Genomic DNA, 18,366 nt, shown 5'->3' with positions numbered 1-18,366 from the left:
CGGACTGTAACAGCGCTGTCAGATGTCGTGGGCGGCCAGGGCCCGCACCACGACCGGCCACGCGGAGGACGTGGGGTCGATCAGCGCCATGTGGTCGGCGTCGACCTCGGTGCAGGAGATCCAGGGGTGGCGTGCGGCCAGGGCGCGCGACAGCGTCACCGGCACGGCGTCGTCACGGGTCCCGTGCACGACCGCGACGGTGCCCTGCGGACGCTCGTCGAGGAGCGTCATGGGGTCGGCGTCGGCGGGGTCGGCCCCCGCCAGCAGCGCCGCGGCCGCGCCGTCGCCGAGGTCCAGCCGCAGGGCCTCGCGCAGGTCGCACACCGGCGCCAGGGCGACCACGTGGTCGAGCGGGGCCCCGGTCGCGGCCAGCCAGAGCACCAGGTGCCCGCCCGCGGAGTGCCCGACGGCCGTCGTGCGCACAAGGGCCCAGGGCAGCGCCGCCGGCAGGGCGGCGAGCGCGCGGCGTACGTCGTCCCCGGTCGTGGGCCAGCCGCCGCCGGCGCCGTCGCGGTCGTCGCCGGGGCCGACCCTGCGGTACTCCGGCGTCACGACGACGTGGCCGAGGTCGGCCAGCGCCCGCGCCTGCGGCCGGGTGTGGGTGCGGTCCCAGGCCGAGCGCCAGAAGCCGCCGTGCACGAGCAGCACGACGGGGGCGGGTGCCTCGGGCATCGCGCCGCCGGGCAGGTGGAGGTCGAGCAGGCCGCACGCGTGGTCGGCGTACCGCAGCACGAGGTCGGGGGCACTCCCCGCATCACCGGACATCGCCCTAGGGTGACCGACATGACCCAAGCAGTGAGCAAGTGGGAGTACCTGACCGCGCCCGTGCTGGTGCACTCGACCAAGCAGATCCTCGACAACTTCGGCGCCGACGGCTGGGAGCTGGTGCAGGTGGTGCCCGGGATGAACCCGGAGAACCTCGTGGCCTACTTCAAGCGCCCGGTGGCATGAGCACCCCCGAGGAGCGGCTCGAGGCGCTCGGGCTGGCGGTGCCCGAGGTGGCCAAGCCCGTGGCGGCGTACGTGCCGGCCGTGCGCAGCGGCCAGCACGTCTTCACCTCCGGGCAGCTCCCGATGCGCTCGGGCGAGCTGATCGCGACCGGCAAGGTGGGCGGCGAGGTGACGCCCGAGGTGGCGGTCGAGTGCGCCCGGCAGTGCGCGCTCAACGCGCTGGCCGCGGTGCGCGCCGAGGTCGGCGAGCTCAGCGCCGTACGCCGTGTGGTCAAGGTGGTCGCCTTCATCGCCTCCACGCCCGACTTCACCGGGCAGCCGCAGGTCGCCAACGGCGTCTCCGAGCTGCTGGGCGAGGTCTTCGGCGAGGCGGGCGTGCACGCCCGCTCCGCCGTGGGGGTGCCGGTGCTGCCCCTCGACGCCCCGGTCGAGGTCGAGCTGGTCGTCGAGGTCTGAGGCGTTGCAGCACGTCATGCTGCCCGCGTCGTACGTCGAGTCGGCGCGCGCCTACCTCACCGGCGAGCGGCAGCCGGTCGAGCCGCGCGACGCGGCCACGGTGCTGCTGCTGCGCGACGGTGACCACGGTCCGGAGGTCTACCTGCTGCGCCGGCAGACCTCGATGGCCTTCGCCGGGGGGATGTGCGTCTTCCCCGGCGGTGGCGTCGACGCGCGCGACTCCGACCGCGAGATCCGCTGGGCGGGCCCCGCCCCCGAGCGCTGGGCCGAGCTGCTCGTCACCGACGTCGCGCACGCCCGGGCACTCGTCTGCGCGGCCGTGCGCGAGACCTTCGAGGAGTCCGGCGTGCTGCTCGCCGGCGACGCCGCCGACACGGTCGTGTCCGACACCACCGGCGAGGACTGGGAGCGCGAGCGGGCGGCGCTGGAGGCCCGCGAGCTCGCCTTCACCGACTTCATGGCCGACCGCGGGCTGGTGCTGCGCACCGACCTGCTGGCGCCCTTCCGGGCCTGGCTGACCCCGGAGTTCGAGCCGCGGCGCTACCGCACCTGGTTCTTCGCCGCGCTGCTGCCGCCGGGCCAGCGCACCCGCGACGTCTCCACGGAGTCCGACCAGGTGGCCTGGCTGCCCGCGCGGCACGTGGTCGAGGAGGTGGAGGCGGACCGGGTCGCGATGCTGCCGCCGACCTACCAGTCCTGCCTGGAGGTGGCCCAGCACGACGACGCGGCCGCCGTGCTGGCGGCCGGGGCCGACCGCGTCCTGGAGATGTTCACCCCCGAGCTGGTCGAGGACGACGGCGGCGCCACGATGACCTCGCCGCGGTGGATGCACCACCTGCTGGCCGCGCGGGAGCGCCGGTGAGCTGGGCCGGCGGCGACTTCGGCGAGCGCGCCCGCTGCGTGCTCGCGCCCAACGCCGACCACATGACCCTCGACGGCACCAACACCTGGGTGCTGCGCGAGCCCGGCGCCCGGCGCTCGGTCGTCATCGACCCGGGCCCGGCCCACGCCGGTCACCTCGACGCCGTCGCCGAGGCGGCGGGCGAGGTCGCCGCCGTGCTGCTCACCCACCACCACCTCGACCACTCCGAGGCCGCCCGGGAGTTCGCCGAGCGGATGGGTTGTGGCGTGCGCGCGCTCGACCCGGCGTACCGGCTGGGCGACGAGGGGCTGGGCGAGGGTGACGTGGTCGAGGTCGACGGGCTCGAGGTGCGCGTGGTCGCGACCCCGGGCCACACCGCCGACTCGCTCTCCTTCGTGCTCCCCGCCGAGCGCGCCGTGCTCACCGGCGACACCGTGCTCGGGCGCGGCACCACGGTGGTGGCCCATCCCGACGGCCAGTTGGGCGCCTACCTCGGCTCGCTGCGCCGGCTGCACGCCCTGGCCGAGGCCGAGGAGATCGCCACGGTGTGGCCCGGCCACGGTCCGGTGATCGACGAGGCGCTCCCCGCCCTCGACTTCTACCTCGCCCACCGGCGGCAGCGGCTCGAGCAGGTCGAGCAGGCCGTCGCCGACCTGGGCGAGCTGCCGGACGACGCCATGCCCCGCCGTGTGGTGGAGGTCGTCTACGCCGACGTCGACCCCGTGCTCTGGGGTGCCGCGGAGCTCTCGGTGCGCGCGCAGCTCGCCTTCCTCGCCGACCGCCGCTGACCGACCCTGCGACCGGAGCACGTGCCGGGGGGTGCCCGGCGCCTCAGGCACGCGCCGTACCGTCGGGTGGGTGAAGACGACGCGCACCCGAGTTGCCCTCGGCGCGGGCCTGACGGCCGCGCTGCTCGCCCTGACCGGCTGCGGGGGCGGTGGGGGGTCGGACGCCGAGGAGTCCTCGAGCTCGTCCGCCTCGCCCGAGGCCGACGTGGAGGGTGTTCCCGAGGTCGTGGCCGAGGTCAACGGGGAGGAGATCACCCGCGACGAGTTCACGCTCGTCTACCGGGCCCAGCTGCAGCAGGCCGAGGCCCAGGCGCAGACGACCGGCCAGGCGCCCGACGAGGACGCCCTGAAGCAGCAGACCGCGCAGGGCCTGGTCGACACCGAGCTGCTCCGGCAGGAGGCCGGCGAGCGGGGGATCGAGGCCTCGGACGACGCCGTCGAGCGCGAGCTCGCCTCGGTGGCGCAGGAGAACCAGCTCGGCTCGGTGCAGGCGCTCCTCGACGCGCTGGAGGAGCAGGGGACCTCGGAGGAGCAGGCCCGGGGCCAGGCCCAGACCCAGCTGCTGGTCGAGGGACTCGTGGCCGACGAGGCGGGTGGGGAGATCGAGCCCACCGAGCGGGAGCTGCGCACGCTCTACCGGCAGGTGAAGGAGCAGCAGGCGCAGGCGGGGGAGCAGGCCGGGCAGGAGATCCCGCCCTTCGCCGACGTGCGCGCCCAGCTCGAGGAGCAAGCGGTCTCGCAGGAGCAGGGGCGCATCGCGCAGTCCCTCGTCGAGGAGCTCACCGAGGACGCCGACATCAGCATCAACCTCTGACGACGGCCACGCCCCCTCCCGGCGGACCCTGAGTCCCTGACAACCGCGACGGGGGTCAGGCACACCGGGTTACCCTCCAGCCGTGCGGCAGAAGGTCGGGATGGCGGGCGTCGTGGTCCTCGTGCTCGCGATCTGGGTGACCGGCTTCCTGTGGGCGCGGGGCGACCTCGACCTCTCCACGGCGGGAGCCCCCGCGTCGGAGCCCACGTCGGAGGCGTCCTCCTCCGCCGCCCCGTCCGCCACCGCCTCGGCCACGCCGGACGAGCCCGCGTCGCCTCCGCCCCTCAGCGCGGCCCCGCGACGTCAGGGTGACCCCATCGTGGATCCCGAGCTGCTCGCCGAGCTGCGCGAGGGGGTGCAGGTCGAGGAGCCGCCCGTCGTCGACACGGTGGTCGCAAGCTTCAACCTGCTCGGCGCCGACCACTCGGAGCCGGGAGGCACCAAGCCCGGCTTCGCCGGCTGGAGCACCCGGCTCGACCTGTCGATGCGGGCGCTCGACCGCGCGCGGGTCTCGCTGGTCGGCTTCCAGGAGATGCAGCCGGTGCAGGCGCGCGCCTTCGCGGCGAGGGCGCGTGGCTGGCAGATGCACCCGCAGGCCTCCCGGGTCGACCCGGCCGGCCGCAACGTCGTCGCCTGGCGCAGCGCCGAGTGGGAGCTGGTGCAGGGCGGCTCGGTGCCGATCACCTACTTCAGCGGCGAGATCATGAACATGCCCGTGGCGCTGCTGCGCCACCGGGAGACCGGGATGCTCGTCTACGCCTCGTCCTTCCACAACCCCGCCAGCACGCCGAGGCGGGGCAACCAGCTGCGCTGGCGCGACGAGGCGACCCGGCGGCAGATCGCGCTGGTGCAGCGGCTGCGCCGGACCGGGATCCCGCACCTGATGACCGGTGACTTCAACGAGCCCACCAAGCACTTCTGCCGGCTGACCGGGGCCACCGGCTTCACCTCGCCCGCGGGGGGCTCCCACGACGGCACCTGCCGCCCGCCAGCCCGACCGCTGATCGACTGGATCTACGGCGACCCGGAGGTCGAGTGGACGGCGTACGCCGGCATCCGCGACGCCACGGTGCGGCGTGCCAGCGACCACGCCCTCGTCGTGGGCGGCGTACGGCTCGACGCCAGCCGCTTCCCCGACGCCTGGAGCGGCGAGGTCGTCACTCCCTGAGGCCCGCGCGGGCCCGGAGCGTCGGGGTCAGCGGGCGCGGCGACGCATCCGCTCGACGTCGTGGATGACCACGGAGCGCGGCTCGAGCCGCAGCCAGCCGCGCGAGGCGAAGTCGGCCAGCGCCTTGTTGACCGTCTCGCGGGAGGCGCCGACCAGCTGGGCGAGCTCCTCCTGGGTGAGGTCGTGGTGCACGTGGACGCCGTCGTCGGCGGTGCGGCCGAAGCGGTCGGCGAGGTCGAGCAGCGCCTTGGCGACCCGGCCCGGCACGTCGGAGAAGACCAGGTCGGCCACGACCTCGTTGGTCTTGCGCAGGCGGCCGGCCAGCTGGGCGAGCAGCCCGAGGGCGACGCTGGGCCGCCCCTCGAGCCAGCGCAGCAGGTCGTCGTGGGAGAGCGAGAGGAAGCTGGTCTCGGTGACGGCCGTGACCGTGGCCGAGCGCGGACCGGGGTCGAAGAGCGAGAGCTCGCCGAACATCTGGCCGGGGCCGAGGATCGCGAGGAGGTTCTCGCGCCCGTCGGAGGAGGTGCGGCCGAGCTTCACCTTGCCGTCGGCGACGATGTAGAGCTTGTCGCCGGGGTCGCCCTCGTGGAAGAGCACGTCCCCGCGACGCAGCCGGCTCTCGCCCATCGAGGCGCGCAGCGCCGAGGCCGCCTCGTCGTCGAGCGCGCTGAAGAGCGGCGCCTGGCGGAGTACGTCGTTGGTCACCGGGGATCCTTCCCTGCCAGCCCGCGCGTCTGCGGGCGTGTGTCGGCTCACAGTGTGTCCCATCGAGGGCCCGATCGCCACGCGAGCGCGCCCGCCGCGGGTGTCGCGGGCCGCCCCGGGAGGGAGCGCCGGCGGCCTCGGCGACCACCTGCCACGCCCGTCGCGGTGGGTACGCCGCCGTACCCTGTGGCCGTGCCTGCCGCCCGTCCGACCACCCCGACCCCGCCGCGCCCCGACACCTCGCTGGTGCGACGGGCACGCAAGGTCGACCGCGTGCTGGGGGAGACCTACCCCGACGCCCGCTGCGAGCTCGACTTCGACAACCCCTTCGAGCTGCTCGTCGTGACGGTCCTCTCGGCGCAGACCACCGACCGGCGCGTCAACGCCGTGCGGCCCACGCTCTTCGCCGCCTACCCCGACGCGCGGGCCATGGCCGCCGCGCCCCGGGAGGACCTCGAGCGGATCATCGGCCCGCTGGGCTTCTTCCGCGCCAAGACCGAGTCGCTGCTCAAGCTCTCCGCCGCCCTGGTCGCCGACCACGGGGGCGAGGTGCCGCCGCGGCTCGACGACCTGGTCAAGCTGCCCGGCGTCGGTCGCAAGACCGCCAACGTCGTGCTCGGCAACGCCTTCGGCGTGCCCGGCATCACCGTCGACACCCACTTCGGCCGGCTCGCCCGCCGGCTCGGGTGGACCGAGGAGACCGACCCGGTCAAGGCCGAGCACGCCGTCGGCGCGCTCTTCCCCAAGCGCGACTGGACGATGCTGAGCCACCACCTGATCTGGCACGGGCGACGCGTGTGCCACGCCAAGAAGCCCGCCTGCGGTGCCTGCACGGTCGCGCGCTGGTGCCCGTCGTACGGCGCCGGGCCGACCGACGCGGAGGCCGCCCAGGCACTGGTGCGCACCCAGGGGCCGGCGTGAGGGTGCGACGCCCGAGGCCCTCGCGGCCCGGTGCGGCGCTCGCGGTGCTGCTGCTCGTGCTGCTCGCCGGCTGCGCGGGCGCGGGCGGCGACGACGACATGCCCGGTGCGCCCGACGACGACCTGACCGCCCCGAGGTCGGGCGGCACCCTGCCCGATGTCCGGCTCGACGCCCTCACCGGCGACGGTGCCCTCGACCTCGCCGACCTGGAGGGCCCCGCCGTCGTCAACCTCTGGGCCAGCTGGTGCGGGCCCTGCGAGCGCGAGCTGCCCTACTACCAGGAGTTCTCCGAGCGGTACGCCGGCGTGGTCGACGTCGTCGGCATCGACTTCCAGGAGACCCGGGTCGACCGGGCCCGCGCCATGCTGCGCGACGCTGGCGTGACCTACCCGGTCTACGCCGACCCCGACGGCGAGCTGCGCGCCGTGGCCCTGCCCAAGGTGGTGCTGGTCGACGCCGACGGCGAGATCGCCTTCGAGCAGTACCTCGAGATCGACGGCCCCGACCAGCTGGCGGCCCTGGTCCGCGACCACCTGGGCGTCGAGCAGTGAGCGAGCTGCCGGCCTGGCTCGCGCCGATCCGCGACGGCGCGCGCACCATCACCGCCCGCGACCTCAGCCGCTTCGTCCCGCCCGACGACGCCGAGGCCCGGCCCGGGGCGGTGCTGATGCTCTTCGGCGAGGGCCCCGCCGGCCCCGACCTGCTGCTCACCGAGCGCTCGCACCAGATGCGCTCCCACCCCGGCCAGGTGTCCTTCCCGGGCGGGGGCGTGGAGCCGCAGGACGACGGCCCCGTGGCCGCCGCGCTGCGCGAGGCGGAGGAGGAGACCGGCCTCGACCCCCGCGGCGTCGAGGTGCTGGGCACGCTGCCCGAGCTCTGGCTGCCCCCGAGCAACTTCGCGGTCACCACGGTGCTGGGGTGGTGGCGCGAGCCGTCGCCGGTGCGGGTGGTCGACCCCGGCGAGGTCGCGACGGTGCTGCGGGTCCCGCTCGCCGAGCTGCTCGACCCCACCCACCGCTTCACCGTGGTCCACCCGATGGGCTACCGCGGCCCCGGCTTCGCGATCGGCCCCGACAAGGACCTGCTGCTCTGGGGCTTCACCGCGGGCCTGGTCAGCAGGCTGCTCGACCACGTCGGCCTCACCGAGCCCTGGGACGAGAGTGTCGAGCGCACCCTGCCCGACCGGATGGTCCGCGTGCGCCAGGATGGGGCGCGATGAACGTCCTCGACTGGTGCCTGCTCGGCCTCGTGCTGGCGTACGCCGTCTCCGGCTACTGGCAGGGCTTCGTCACCGGCGCCTTCAGCACCGTGGGCCTGGTCCTCGGCGGCCTCGGCGGGATCTGGCTGGCGCCGGTGCTGCTGGGCGACGCCGCGCCCTCGCTGTGGGTCTCGCTGGGGGCCCTCGTCGTGGTGCTCGTCTCCGCGTCCCTCGGCCAGGCGCTGCTCCAGTTCGTGGGGGCCCGCCTGCGCGACACCATCACCTGGCAGCCGGTGCGGGCGGTCGACGCCCTCGGGGGCGCTGCCCTCAGCGTCGTGGCGGTGCTCGTCGTCTCGTGGATGCTCGGCGTGGCCATCAGCGGCTCCCGGATCCCGGGCATCGGCCCGCAGGTGCGCGAGAGCCAGGTGCTCAGCCGGGTCGACGAGGTGATGCCGGCCCAGGCCCAGACCATGCTGCGCTCCTTCGACGAGGTGGTCGGCTCGAGCTTCTTCCCGCGCTACCTCGAGCCCTTCGCCCAGGAGCGGATCACCGAGGTGCCGCGGGCCCAGCGCCGCGTGCTGCGCGACCCGGAGGTGGTCGCCGCCGCCGAGAGCGTCTACAAGGTGCGCAGCAGCAACCGCTGCGGCAGCGGCGTCGAGGGCACCGGCTTCCTCTACGCCCCGGGCAAGCTGATGACCAACGCCCACGTGGTGGCCGGAGTCGACTCCCCGCAGGTGATCGTCGACGGCCAGCCCCAGGAGTCGACCCTGGTCTACTACGACCCGCAGGTCGACGTCGCTGTGCTCGACGTGCCCGGCCTCGACGGCCCGACGCTGCGCTTCGGCCTCGGCGGCGAGCCCCGGCAGCAGGGCGCCGTGCTGGGCTTCCCGCAGGACGGTCCCTTCGACGCCCAGGCCGTGCGCATCCGCGACGACCAGCGGCTGCGCAGCCCCGACATCTACGGCGGCGGCACCGTCACGCGCGAGGTCTTCTCGCTGCGCGGCCTGGTGCGCCCCGGCAACTCCGGCGGCCCGCTGGTGGGCACCAACGGCCGGGTCCTGGGCGTGGTCTTCGCCGCGTCCGTCAGCGACACCGACACCGGCTACGCCCTGACCGCCCGGCAGGTCTCCGAGGCGGCCGCCACGGGTCTGGACGCCTCTGCCGAGGTCTCCAGCGGCGACTGCGCCTGACGCTCGGGCGCCGTTCTCGTCACGGCGTACGGGTTGCCTCTCGGCTCACCGGGTCTCGTGACGCGGGCTCAGCCCGGCGTATGGGTTGCCTTTCGGCTCACCGGGTCTCGAGGCTCGCTGTCTGGCCCCTCCTCCGTCGGGTCCGGACAGGTCGCACCTCGACCTCCCCGCTCCAGCGAGCCTTCGCAGGCTCAGGCTCGGGAGCGGTGATCAGTCGCGGGCGCCTCGACCCTTCAGGGCGGAGGGGATCTGCTTGCCCTGCTCGATGGCGCGCTCCGGCGCCTTGACCTGCTTGAGCTTGCGCACGCCGACGAAGCCGAGCAGGCCGGCGAGGACGACGTAGAGCCCGAAGACGATCAGGAAGCCCCAGGCGAGGTCGAGACCGGTGAAGGAGATGAAGTGGGCGATCGCGACCGAGAGCATGATGACCGCGAGCACCACCAGGAAGCCCGCCGCGGCGAAGAGCCCGATGGAGATGCCCCCGGCGCGGACCGAGACCTTCAGCTCCGACTTCGCCAGCTCGATCTCGGAGCGGATCAGCCCCGACACGTCTCGGCTGGCGTCGACGACCAGCTTGCCGATGGTGGGTTCGTCGGACGTCACGGGCTCGCGGTGTGCCATGCGGGGCACCCTACCGGCGCACCGCCGGCTCCGGGTCTTTGGCGCACCTGGGCACTAGGTGGGAGACTCGACGCTCGGGAGGGGAGTATTCCCCGCACGGCGCGCTCGTCAGCACGGTCAGGTGGTCCTGACCCGGGTACGTCGGCCACCGCCTCGGGACCGAGGGGGTGGCGGAAGAGACCTCCGGACCGACGCGCGTGCCCGCACCCGTGTCATCACCGAAAGGCACAGCCCCTTGGACGTCTCCCTGATGGTGCCCCTGGCCGCCGCGTCGCCCGCGGGCGAGGCCGGCATGAACGTCACGCCGCTGATCTGGTGGAGCACGATCGGCATCACCGTCGCCGTCATCCTCTTCGACGTCATCGTGATCGGACGCCGTCCGCACGAGCCGTCGCAGAAGGAGGTCAGCATCGCGCTGACCATCTACGTGTCGATGGCGATCCTCTTCGGCGTCTTCATCTGGGTGCACTACGGGCACCAGTTCGGCACCGAGTTCTACGCCGGCTGGTTGACCGAGTACTCGCTCTCGATCGACAACCTCTTCATCTTCATCATCATCATGAGCAAGTTCGCGGTGCCGCGGCAGTACCAGCAGACCGCGCTGATGATCGGCATCGTCATGGCGCTGATCATGCGCGCCATCTTCATCGCCGTCGGCGCCGCCGCGATCAACAACTTCGCCTGGGTCTTCTACCTCTTCGGGGCCTTCCTGATCTGGACGGCCTGGGGCCTGCTCAAGGACGCCCTCGACGAGGACGACCACGAGGAGCTGCCCAAGTTCGTGCTGTGGGTGCAGAGCAAGCTGCCCGCGACCGACGAGTGGCACGGCACCAAGCTCTTCGCCAAGGTCGACGGCAAGCGCCTGATCACCCCGATGTTCCTGGTCATCCTGGCGCTCGGCATGACCGACCTGCTCTTCGCGCTCGACTCCATCCCCGCGATCTACGGCCTGACCCAGGAGCCCTTCCTGGTGCTGACCGCCAACATCTTCGCGCTGATGGGCCTGCGCCAGCTCTACTTCCTCATCGGTGGGCTGCTCAAGCGCCTGATCTACCTCTCCTACGGGCTCTCGGTGCTGCTCGCCTACATCGGCGTGAAGCTGATCTTCCACGCCCTGCACGAGAACGAGCTGCCCTTCATCAACGGCGGGGAGCCGCTGCCCTACGGCTGGCTGGAGATCCCCACGCTGGTCTCCCTCGGCGTGATCATCGGCATCCTCGCCATCACCGCGGTCGCCTCGCTGGCCAAGACCGGCTTCCGCGCCGCCAAGGAGGAGTCCGACGACGCTCCCGAGCAGGTCGAGGAGTCCGAGGCCAAGGGCCCCGGCAAGGCCTGACCGACCCCCTCGCCCGACCCCACCGCCCGCCGACGCCTCGCGTCGGCGGGCGGTGCCGTTCTCGGGTGCCTCGGGTGGTCGAGGAAGGCGCGCAGCTGCCCCCGGGTGGTCGAGGAAGGCCCGCAGCGGCCCCCGGGTGGTCGAGGAAGGCCCGCAGCTGCCCCCGGGTGGTCGAGGAAGGCGCGCAGCTGCCCCCGGGTGGTCGAGGAAGGCGCGCAGCGCCTGTCTCGAGACCCGGTGGGCCGAGCCTCGAGGGAATGCGCGGCCCGGCCAGATAGTTGAAGGTTGCATGACTTCGGTGAACATCCTGACCCTCGTCGGCAGCCTGCGCTCCGGCTCGCTGACGGCCGCGCTGGCGGCGACGGTGCCGTCCATGCTGCCCAGCGGCGCGACAGCCACGACGTACGACGCCCTGGCGGAGCTGCCGCACTACGACGCCGACCTCGACACCGACGCGCCCCCTGCATCAGTGGCGAGGCTCCGTGAGGCGCTGACGCGGGCCGACGCCCTGGTGGTGGCCACGCCGGAGTACAACGGCTCGATCCCCGGCGTGCTCAAGAACGCGCTCGACTGGGCCTCCCGTCCCCGCGGGGCCAGCCCCCTCGACGGCAAGCCGGTCGCGGTGGTCTCGGTCAGCCCCTCGCCCCGAGGTGCGCAGTGGGCCCGCGAGGACCTGGTCAAGGTGCTGCGCGTGGCCGGTGCCCGGCCGCTCGACGACTCCGTCGGCGTCGGCAGCGTGGGCGAGGCCCTCGCCGGCGGGCGCCTCGTCGACGACGAGGTCGAGGCGGCGCTGCGCTCCCTCGTCGACGCCCTCGTGGCGACGACCGGCCGATTCGCCGCGGCCTGATCGCCCCCGGACGCATGTAACGCTCCGTTGCACCGCCCGTACACCCCCAGCAGGGGGCACTCAGGGCGGGTAACGGAGCGCTACATGGGGGCGCGCGGCCCTCGTCGTCGCTCAGGCCAGGGTCAGCCTTCGTCCTTGCCGGACGACATGCCCTTGCCGATCAGGTCCATCACGGTGGAGTCGGCCAGGGTGGTGACGTCGCCGACCTCGCGGTTCTCCGCCACGTCGCGCAGCAGCCGGCGCATGATCTTGCCGGAGCGGGTCTTGGGCAGCTCCGGCACCACCATGATCTGGCGGGGCTTGGCGATGGCGCCGATCTCCTTCTGCACGTGCTGGCGCAGCTCCTGGATCAGCGAGTCGGGCGCCTCCTCGCCCTGCTCCAGCGCGGACTCGCGCAGGATCACGAAGGCGCAGACGGCCTGGCCCGTGGTCTCGTCGGTGGCGCCCACGACCGCGGCCTCGGCGACCTTGGGGTGGGAGACCAGCGCCGACTCGATCTCGGTGGTCGAGAGCCGGTGGCCCGAGACGTTCATGACGTCGTCGACCCGGCCGAGCACCCAGACGTCGCCGTCGTCGTCCTTCTTCGCGCCGTCGCCGGCGAAGTAGTAGCCCTGCCTCTCGAAACGGGACCAGTAGGTCTCCTTGAAGCGCTCGTCGTCGCCCCACAGGGTGCGCAGCATCGACGGCCAGGGCTCCTTGATGACCAGCAGGCCGCCGGAGCCGTCGGGCACCGACTCGCCGTCGTCGTCGACGACGTCCATCACGATGCCCGGGATCGCCTTCATCGCCGAGCCCGGCTTGGAGTGGGTCACGCCCGGCAGCGGGCTGATCATGATCGAGCCGGTCTCGGTCTGCCACCAGGTGTCGACCACGGGGGTCTCGCCGCCGCCGATGGTCTCGCGGTACCAGACGTAGGCCTCGGGGTTGATCGGCTCGCCCACCGAGCCCAGCAGCCGCAGCGCGGAGAGGTCGTACTCCGCGGGGATCTCGTCGCCCCACTTCATGAAGGTGCGGATCGCGGTCGGGGCGGTGTAGAAGATCGTGACGCCGTACTTCTGGCAGATCTCCCACCAGCGGCCCTTGTGGGGGCTGTCGGGGGTGCCCTCGTACATCACCGAGGTCGCGCCGTTGGCCAGCGGGCCGTAGACCATGTAGCTGTGGCCGGTCACCCAGCCGATGTCGGCGGTGCACCAGTAGACGTCGGTCTCCGGCTTGAGGTCGAAGATCCCCCAGTGGGTGTACGACGACCCCACGAGGTAGCCACCCGTGGTGTGCAGGATGCCCTTGGGCTTGCCCGTGGTACCCGAGGTGTACATGACGTAGAGCGGGTGCTCGGCGTCGAAGAACTCGCACTCGTGCTCGGTCGACTGCGCGTCGACCAGGTCGTGCCACCACACGTCGCGGTCGTCCTCCCAGGCGACGTCCTCCCCGGTGCGGCGTACGACGAGCACCTTGCGCACGTTGCCGGCCTTCTCGCAGGCCTCGTCGACCGCGGGCTTGAGCGCCGAGGGCTTGCCGCGCCGGTAGCCGCCGTCGGCGGTCACCACGACCTGCGCGTCGCAGTCCTGCAGCCGGTTGGCCAGCGCGTCGGAGGAGAAGCCGCCGAAGACCACGGTGTGGGGGGCGCCCAGTCGGGCGCAGGCGAGCATCGCGATGACGGTCTCGGGGATCATCGGCATGTAGATGGCGACCCGGTCGCCGGTCTGGACCCCGAGCTCGACCAGCGCGTTGGCGGCCTTGCAGACCTCGTCCTTGAGCTCGGCGTAGGTCAGGTCGCGGGCGTCGTCCTCGGGCTCGCCGACCCAGTGGAAGGCGACCTTGTCACCGGCGCCGGCCGCGACGTGCCGGTCGACGCAGTTGTACGCCGCGTTGAGCTTGCCGCCGACGAACCACTTGGCGAAGGGCGGGTCGTCCCAGTCGAGCACCCGCTCCCACTTGGTGTCCCAGTCGAGCCGGTCGGCCTGCTTCTCCCAGAAGGCGAGCCGGTCGGACTCCGCCTCGGCGTAGGCCTCCTCGGTGAGGTTGGCCTGGGCGGCGAACTCCTCCGACGGCGGGAACCGCCGGTCCTCGTGGGCCAGGCTGGACAGGGTGTCGTTGTCGGGCATGCGCTCGCTCTCCTCGTCGTGCTCCGGGTGTGGCACCGCTCACGGTGCCACCGAACCTACTAGGCGCCGAGCCCGCCGACGACTGGCCGTCCGGCGGGCTCGGAGAACGGGAACACCCCGGCCCAGCGGCTTCGCCGTGGACCGGGGTGCGCCGCGCTCAGTGGATGTCCAGGTCGCCCTCCGCGTGCTTGACGACCAGCTCGCTGCGGCCGGGGAAGCGGATCTCCTCGACCAGGTCCTGCATCGTCTGCGACGGCTTGGTGGTGAACTTCGAGACGGTGATGGTCACCACGAAGTTGATCAGCATGCCGACCGTGCCGAAGCCGGTCTCCTGGATGCCGAAGATGCCGTCGCTGTTGCCGTAGATGTCGATCGTCCACAGCATGTACGCCGCCGTGACGATCAGGCCGGTGGCCATGCCCGCGGTGGCGCCCTTGGCGGTGCAGTTCTTCCAGAAGATGCCGAGCACCAGGATCGGGAAGAAGCTGGCCGCGGCGAGGCCGAAGGCCAGGGCCACCACCTGCGCCACGAAGCCCGGTGGGTTGATGCCGAGGTAGCCGGCCACCAGGATCGCGCCGCCCATCGCGAGGCGACCCACCATCAGCTGGCGGGCCTCGGTGGCGGCGGGGTTGATGCGCTTGTAGTAGACGTCGTTGGCGACCGACGAGGAGATCACCAGCAGCAGCCCGGAGGCGGTCGACAGCGCGGCCGCCAGGGCGCCGGCGGCCACGAGGCCGACGATCGGTGCGGGCAGGCCGCCGATCTCGGGCGACGCGAGCACGATGATGTCGTTGTTGATCAGCACGTCGCCGAAGGAGAGCACCGTGTCGGGCGGCAGCTCGGAGAGCGGCGTCCCGTCGGCCTGCGTGATCAGGCCGAGGTCGGTCCAGGTGTTGAACCACCCCGGCATCGAGGAGAGCGTGCCGCCCTCCACGTCCTCCAGGATCTGCAGCTTGCTGAAGGCCGCCACCGAGGGGGCGGTGGTGTAGAGCAGCGCGATGAAGAACAGCGCCCACAGAGCCGAGAAGCGCGCGGCGCGCACGCTCCTGGCGGTGTAGAAGCGCACGATGACGTGCGGCAGGCCGGCGGTGCCGAACATCAGCGCGCCGGTGATCAGCACCATGTTGAGCATGTTGGTCGACCCGAAGGCGGCGGTGTACTCGCCGATGCCCAGGTCGGCCTGCAGGCCGTCGAGCTCCTCGAGGATGCTGCCGAAGCCGATCTGGGGCACGGCGATGCCGGTGACCTTCGACGACACGGCGAAGGCCGGGATCAGGTAGGCCACGATCAGCACCGAGTACTGCGCCACCTGGGTCCAGGTGATGCCCTTCATGCCGCCCAGGACGGCGTAGAAGAAGACGATGACCATGCCGATGATGACGCCGACGGTCGGGGTGACCCCGAGGAAGCGGCTGAAGACCACGCCGGTGCCCGCCATCTGCCCGGCGACGTAGACGAAGGAGACGGTGATGGCGCAGACGACCGCGATCAACCGTGCCGACTCGGAGTACCGGTCGCCCACGAAGTCGGGGATCGTGTACTTGCCGAACTTGCGCAGGTACGGCGCGAGCAGCAGCGCCAGCAGCACGTAGCCGCCGGTCCAGCCCATCAGGTAGACCGAGCCGCCGTAGCCGTTGGTCGAGAGCGCGATGAGGCCGGCCATCGAGATGAACGACGCGGCGCTCATCCAGTCGGCCGCGATGGCGGCGCCGTTGGCCGGCGCCGGGATGCCGCCGCCGGCGACGTAGAAGCCCGAGGTGCTGTTCACCCGGCTCGCGTAGGCGATGTAGATGTAGACGCCGAACGAGAGCGCCGTGAAGACGAGGGTCCAGAGCTGGATGTCGCTCATGAGTGGTGCACCTCCGCGTCCTCCTCCTCGATGCCGAACTCCTTGTCCAGCCGATCCATCCGCCACACGTAGACGGCGATCAGCGCCAGGAAGGTCAGGATCGAGCCCTGCTGGGCGAACCAGAAGCCCAGCGGGAAGCCGATGAAGGTCAGGCTGTTGAGGGGCTCGACGAAGATGATGCCGGCGCCGAAGGACACGAGCGCCCAGATCGTCAGCAGCACCCCCATCAGGCGTAGGTTCCTGCGCCAGTACTCCTGGCGAGCTTTCTGGTCCATGGGTCCTCCTGGGCTCCCTGGGGCAACGGGCTGGACGAAGGACAGCAACGGCCCGGTGGCACGGTCAAGGCTCTCGAGTGACCTGCGTCACCTGTTGCGACGAGCGGTGGCTACGGGTCGGCCAGCGGTCGACACCCGCGGGGTCTGACCCGGTTGGAGGGTCTGTGTCGGATTCGGGCGACCGCTCGTCGTGCTGCGTCGACCGCTCGCCGCGCGCGAGCGCGGGCGGAGCGGCGCGCCGCGGTCCGGTCGCCTTCCGCTCGGCCACGGCGGTGCCTACCATCCGGGGATGAGCAGTCCCTCCTCGTCCGGTCCCGCGGCGACCGGCGCGACCAGGACGACCCGTGTGTCGATCCCGGGTCGCCGCCAGCTCGTCGGAGCCGTGGCGATGGTCGCGCTGGGCTCCTTCATGGTCTGGGTCGACACGCCTGTCGGGTCGGTCCTCGGTCACCAGGGCCCGGGGCTGTGGACCTTCTACGCGGCGATGTTCGGACTCGCCGGCGCGATCGTGCCGATCCGGCGGCTCGCGCTCGTCCAGGGAGCGGTGCTGGCGGTCGTGGCCGTCGGGCTCCCGCTGTGGCAGGTGACCCGGATCGTCGGGCTGGTCGGCTTCGGCGGCTGGATGCCGGGCCCCGGGCTGGTCCTCGTGATCGGTGGTGGGGTGCTCGCCGCGGTCGCCACCGCGCGCATGGCCCGGTCACCCTGGCCGGTCGGGCAACGCCGTCCCGGCTCCCGCTAGCAGCGGGGGTCAGTCGCGGTCGAGGGAGACCGTCTCGGGGGTGTGGAGCCGCACCAGGAAGCGCGTGGTGTGCACCGGCACCCGCGAGGGCGTCGCGCGGGAGACCACCACCATCGTGAGGAAGGCGAGCGGCACCGCCCACGCCGCCGGTTGGGCGACCAGGGCGGCGAACCAGCCGCCGGACCGGTCGACCAGCAGGTTGTCGATCACGGCCGCACCCGTCAGCACGCCGCCGACGAGCAGACCGGCCAGCGCGCCGAGGTCGGTCAGGCCGCGCCACCAGATGCCCAGGACCAGCAGGGGACAGAAGGTGGCCGCCGCCATGGCGAAGGCCAGCCCTACCACCGTGGCCACGGCCGTGTCGCGGGTGAGCAGGGAGAGCAGCAGCGGCACGACCACCGCGACCACCGCGGAGATGCGGAAGGCCGTGATCCCCTCGAAGCGGCGCGAGGTGATGTCCTGGGTGATCACGCCCGCGACCGCGACGGTGAGCCCCGACGAGGTCGCGAGGAAGGCGGCGAAGGCCCCGGCCGTGAGCAGCGCCAGGAGCAGGTCGCTCCCGATGCCACCGATCATCCGCACCGGCAGCATGAGGACGACGCTGTCGCTGCTGCCGGAGGCGATGAGGTCGGGGGCGTAGATCCTCCCCAGGGCGCCGTACACCGGGGGCAGCACGTAGAAGCACCCGAGCAGCGCGAGGACCGCGAGCGTGGTCTGCCGCGCCGCTCGGCCGTCGGGGTTGGTGTAGAAGCGCACGACCACGTGCGGCAGGCCCATCGTGCCGAGGAAGGTCGCCACCATGAGCGAGTAGGTCGAGTAGAGGGGGTGGTCGCCGATCGAGTCGATCGGGTCGGCCCACACCTTGCCGGTGATCCCGCCCGCGTCGATCGTGGCCGGCGACGTCGCACCGTCACCCAGCCACACCAGCACGAGGAAGACCAGCGGCACCAGCAGGGCAGTGAGCTTGAGCCAGAACTGGAAGGCCTGGACGAAGGTCACCGAGCGCATCCCGCCGGCGAGGACGTTGAGCACGACGACCACCGCCACGATCAGCCCCCCGCTCCAGGTGGGCATCCCCGTGGCCGCGGCCAGTGCCACGCCCGCGCCGGAGAACTGCGGCAGCAGGTAGAGCCACCCCACGGCGACGACCAGCGCCGCCGACGCACGGCGTACCGCCCGCGAGCCGAGCCTGGCCTCGGCGAAGTCCGGCAGCGTGTAGGCCCCCGAGCGCCGCAGGGGCGCGGCGACCAGGCACAGCAGGACCAGGTAGCCCGCCGTCCAGCCCACCGGGTACCAGAGCATCTCGGCGCCGAAGACCAGCACCAGCCCGGCGACGCCGAGGAAGGAGGCTCCGGAGATGTACTCCCCGCTGATGGCGTAGGCGTTGAGCCCCGGCCGCACCGATCGCGACGCGACGAAGAAGTCGGAGGTGGTGCGGGAGAGCCGGAGCCCCCACGTCCCGATCGCCAGGGTCGCCACGGTCACGAGCACCAGCGCGACCAGCCCGGGAACGGGGCTCACGCCCACCTCGTCCACGACCCG

General features: G+C 72.6%; 20 protein-coding genes. 13 read left to right on the top strand and 7 right to left on the bottom strand.

Features of this window, described 5'->3' with window-relative positions:
* Positions 1-18 precede the first annotated feature (18 nt).
* The gene (locus IG63_RS0105255; RefSeq protein WP_030483329.1) at positions 19-765 is read right to left on the bottom strand and encodes an alpha/beta hydrolase family protein; all 747 of its coding nucleotides are present in this window, start codon (positions 763-765) and stop codon (positions 19-21) included.
* 30 nt (positions 766-795) lie between these two features.
* On the opposite strand from IG63_RS0105255, the gene sp36 reads away from it, so the two are divergent.
* From sp36 to IG63_RS0105225, 6 genes are all read left to right on the top strand, one after another.
* A complete protein-coding gene (gene sp36, locus IG63_RS22560; protein WP_211249222.1) occupies positions 796-951 on the top strand; it encodes a Sp36 family protein in 156 nt (51 codons plus the stop codon).
* A complete protein-coding gene (locus IG63_RS0105245; protein ID WP_030483328.1) occupies positions 948-1,406 on the top strand; it encodes a RidA family protein in 459 nt (152 codons plus the stop codon). The genes sp36 and IG63_RS0105245 overlap by 4 nt, the downstream gene beginning before the upstream one ends.
* Positions 1,407-1,410: 4 nt before the next feature.
* Positions 1,411-2,268, top strand: coding sequence for an NUDIX hydrolase (locus tag IG63_RS0105240; RefSeq protein WP_245604337.1), 858 nt, complete (start codon positions 1,411-1,413; stop codon positions 2,266-2,268).
* Positions 2,265-3,056: an MBL fold metallo-hydrolase gene (locus IG63_RS0105235; protein ID WP_030483326.1), complete on the top strand. Its 792-nt coding sequence runs from the start codon at positions 2,265-2,267 to the stop codon at positions 3,054-3,056. Before IG63_RS0105240 ends, IG63_RS0105235 begins: the two co-directional genes overlap by 4 nt.
* A 70-nt stretch (positions 3,057-3,126) precedes the next feature.
* Positions 3,127-3,870, top strand: a complete 744-nt coding sequence (locus IG63_RS0105230) for a SurA N-terminal domain-containing protein (protein ID WP_030483325.1) — start codon at positions 3,127-3,129, stop codon at positions 3,868-3,870.
* A gap of 82 nt (positions 3,871-3,952) precedes the next feature.
* Positions 3,953-5,038 (top strand): endonuclease/exonuclease/phosphatase family protein, encoded by a 1,086-nt coding sequence (locus tag IG63_RS0105225; RefSeq protein ID WP_157210035.1) that lies wholly within the window; start codon positions 3,953-3,955, stop codon positions 5,036-5,038.
* A gap of 27 nt (positions 5,039-5,065) precedes the next feature.
* Here IG63_RS0105225 and IG63_RS0105220 read toward each other — a convergent pair whose 3' ends face one another.
* Positions 5,066-5,743 carry a Crp/Fnr family transcriptional regulator gene (locus IG63_RS0105220; RefSeq protein ID WP_030483323.1) on the bottom strand — a complete coding sequence of 226 codons (678 nt, stop codon included), beginning with the start codon at positions 5,741-5,743 and terminating at the stop codon, positions 5,066-5,068.
* A gap of 192 nt (positions 5,744-5,935) precedes the next feature.
* Here IG63_RS0105220 and nth point away from each other — a divergent pair, with 192 nt between their 5' ends.
* From nth to IG63_RS0105200, 4 genes are read left to right on the top strand one after another with little or no spacing between them, the layout of a single operon-like run.
* Entirely contained in the window at positions 5,936-6,664 is a 729-nt protein-coding gene (gene nth, locus IG63_RS0105215; protein WP_030483322.1) for an endonuclease III, read from the top strand.
* Positions 6,661-7,215, top strand: a complete 555-nt coding sequence (locus IG63_RS0105210) for a TlpA family protein disulfide reductase (protein ID WP_157210034.1) — start codon at positions 6,661-6,663, stop codon at positions 7,213-7,215. Before nth ends, IG63_RS0105210 begins: the two co-directional genes overlap by 4 nt.
* Entirely contained in the window at positions 7,212-7,883 is a 672-nt protein-coding gene (locus IG63_RS0105205) for an NUDIX hydrolase (RefSeq protein ID WP_030483320.1), read from the top strand. Before IG63_RS0105210 ends, IG63_RS0105205 begins: the two co-directional genes overlap by 4 nt.
* Positions 7,880-9,052, top strand: coding sequence for a MarP family serine protease (locus IG63_RS0105200; RefSeq protein WP_030483319.1), 1,173 nt, complete (start codon positions 7,880-7,882; stop codon positions 9,050-9,052). The genes IG63_RS0105205 and IG63_RS0105200 overlap by 4 nt, the downstream gene beginning before the upstream one ends.
* Positions 9,053-9,262: 210 nt before the next feature.
* Here IG63_RS0105200 and IG63_RS0105195 read toward each other — a convergent pair whose 3' ends face one another.
* On the bottom strand, positions 9,263-9,673 hold the full coding sequence (locus IG63_RS0105195; RefSeq protein ID WP_030483318.1) for a phage holin family protein: 411 nt from the start codon (positions 9,671-9,673) through the stop codon (positions 9,263-9,265).
* Positions 9,674-9,908: 235 nt separating this feature from the next.
* On the opposite strand from IG63_RS0105195, the gene IG63_RS0105190 reads away from it, so the two are divergent.
* Both IG63_RS0105190 and IG63_RS0105185 read left to right on the top strand, forming a co-directional pair.
* Positions 9,909-11,009 (top strand): TerC family protein, encoded by a 1,101-nt coding sequence (locus IG63_RS0105190; RefSeq protein ID WP_342665942.1) that lies wholly within the window; start codon positions 9,909-9,911, stop codon positions 11,007-11,009.
* A gap of 289 nt (positions 11,010-11,298) precedes the next feature.
* Complete coding sequence (locus IG63_RS0105185) at positions 11,299-11,856, top strand: NADPH-dependent FMN reductase (protein WP_030483316.1); 558 nt, start codon at positions 11,299-11,301, stop codon at positions 11,854-11,856.
* Positions 11,857-11,978: 122 nt separating this feature from the next.
* Here IG63_RS0105185 and acs read toward each other — a convergent pair whose 3' ends face one another.
* From acs to IG63_RS0105170, 3 genes are all read right to left on the bottom strand, one after another.
* Positions 11,979-13,961: an acetate--CoA ligase gene (gene acs / locus IG63_RS0105180; RefSeq protein WP_030483315.1), complete on the bottom strand. Its 1,983-nt coding sequence runs from the start codon at positions 13,959-13,961 to the stop codon at positions 11,979-11,981.
* A gap of 157 nt (positions 13,962-14,118) precedes the next feature.
* On the bottom strand, positions 14,119-15,810 hold the full coding sequence (locus tag IG63_RS0105175; RefSeq protein ID WP_030483314.1) for a sodium:solute symporter family protein: 1,692 nt from the start codon (positions 15,808-15,810) through the stop codon (positions 14,119-14,121).
* Positions 15,807-16,085, bottom strand: coding sequence for a DUF4212 domain-containing protein (locus IG63_RS0105170; RefSeq protein WP_030483313.1), 279 nt, complete (start codon positions 16,083-16,085; stop codon positions 15,807-15,809). The genes IG63_RS0105175 and IG63_RS0105170 overlap by 4 nt, the downstream gene beginning before the upstream one ends.
* Before the next feature lie 289 nt (positions 16,086-16,374).
* Between IG63_RS0105170 and IG63_RS0105165 the strand changes: the two genes are divergently transcribed.
* Positions 16,375-16,824 carry a hypothetical protein gene (locus IG63_RS0105165; protein WP_211249193.1) on the top strand — a complete coding sequence of 150 codons (450 nt, stop codon included), beginning with the start codon at positions 16,375-16,377 and terminating at the stop codon, positions 16,822-16,824.
* A 9-nt stretch (positions 16,825-16,833) separates the two neighbouring features.
* Here the strand turns inward: IG63_RS0105165 and IG63_RS0105160 are convergent, their stop codons facing one another.
* Positions 16,834-18,345: a sodium/solute symporter gene (locus IG63_RS0105160; protein ID WP_030483311.1), complete on the bottom strand. Its 1,512-nt coding sequence runs from the start codon at positions 18,343-18,345 to the stop codon at positions 16,834-16,836.
* Between the last annotated feature and the right edge of the window lie 21 nt (positions 18,346-18,366).

Source organism: Nocardioides aequoreus (assembly GCF_000720335.1).
GTDB lineage: Bacteria > Actinomycetota > Actinomycetes > Propionibacteriales > Nocardioidaceae > Marmoricola > Marmoricola aequoreus.
This window is presented reverse-complemented; position numbering and strand designations above follow the sequence as displayed.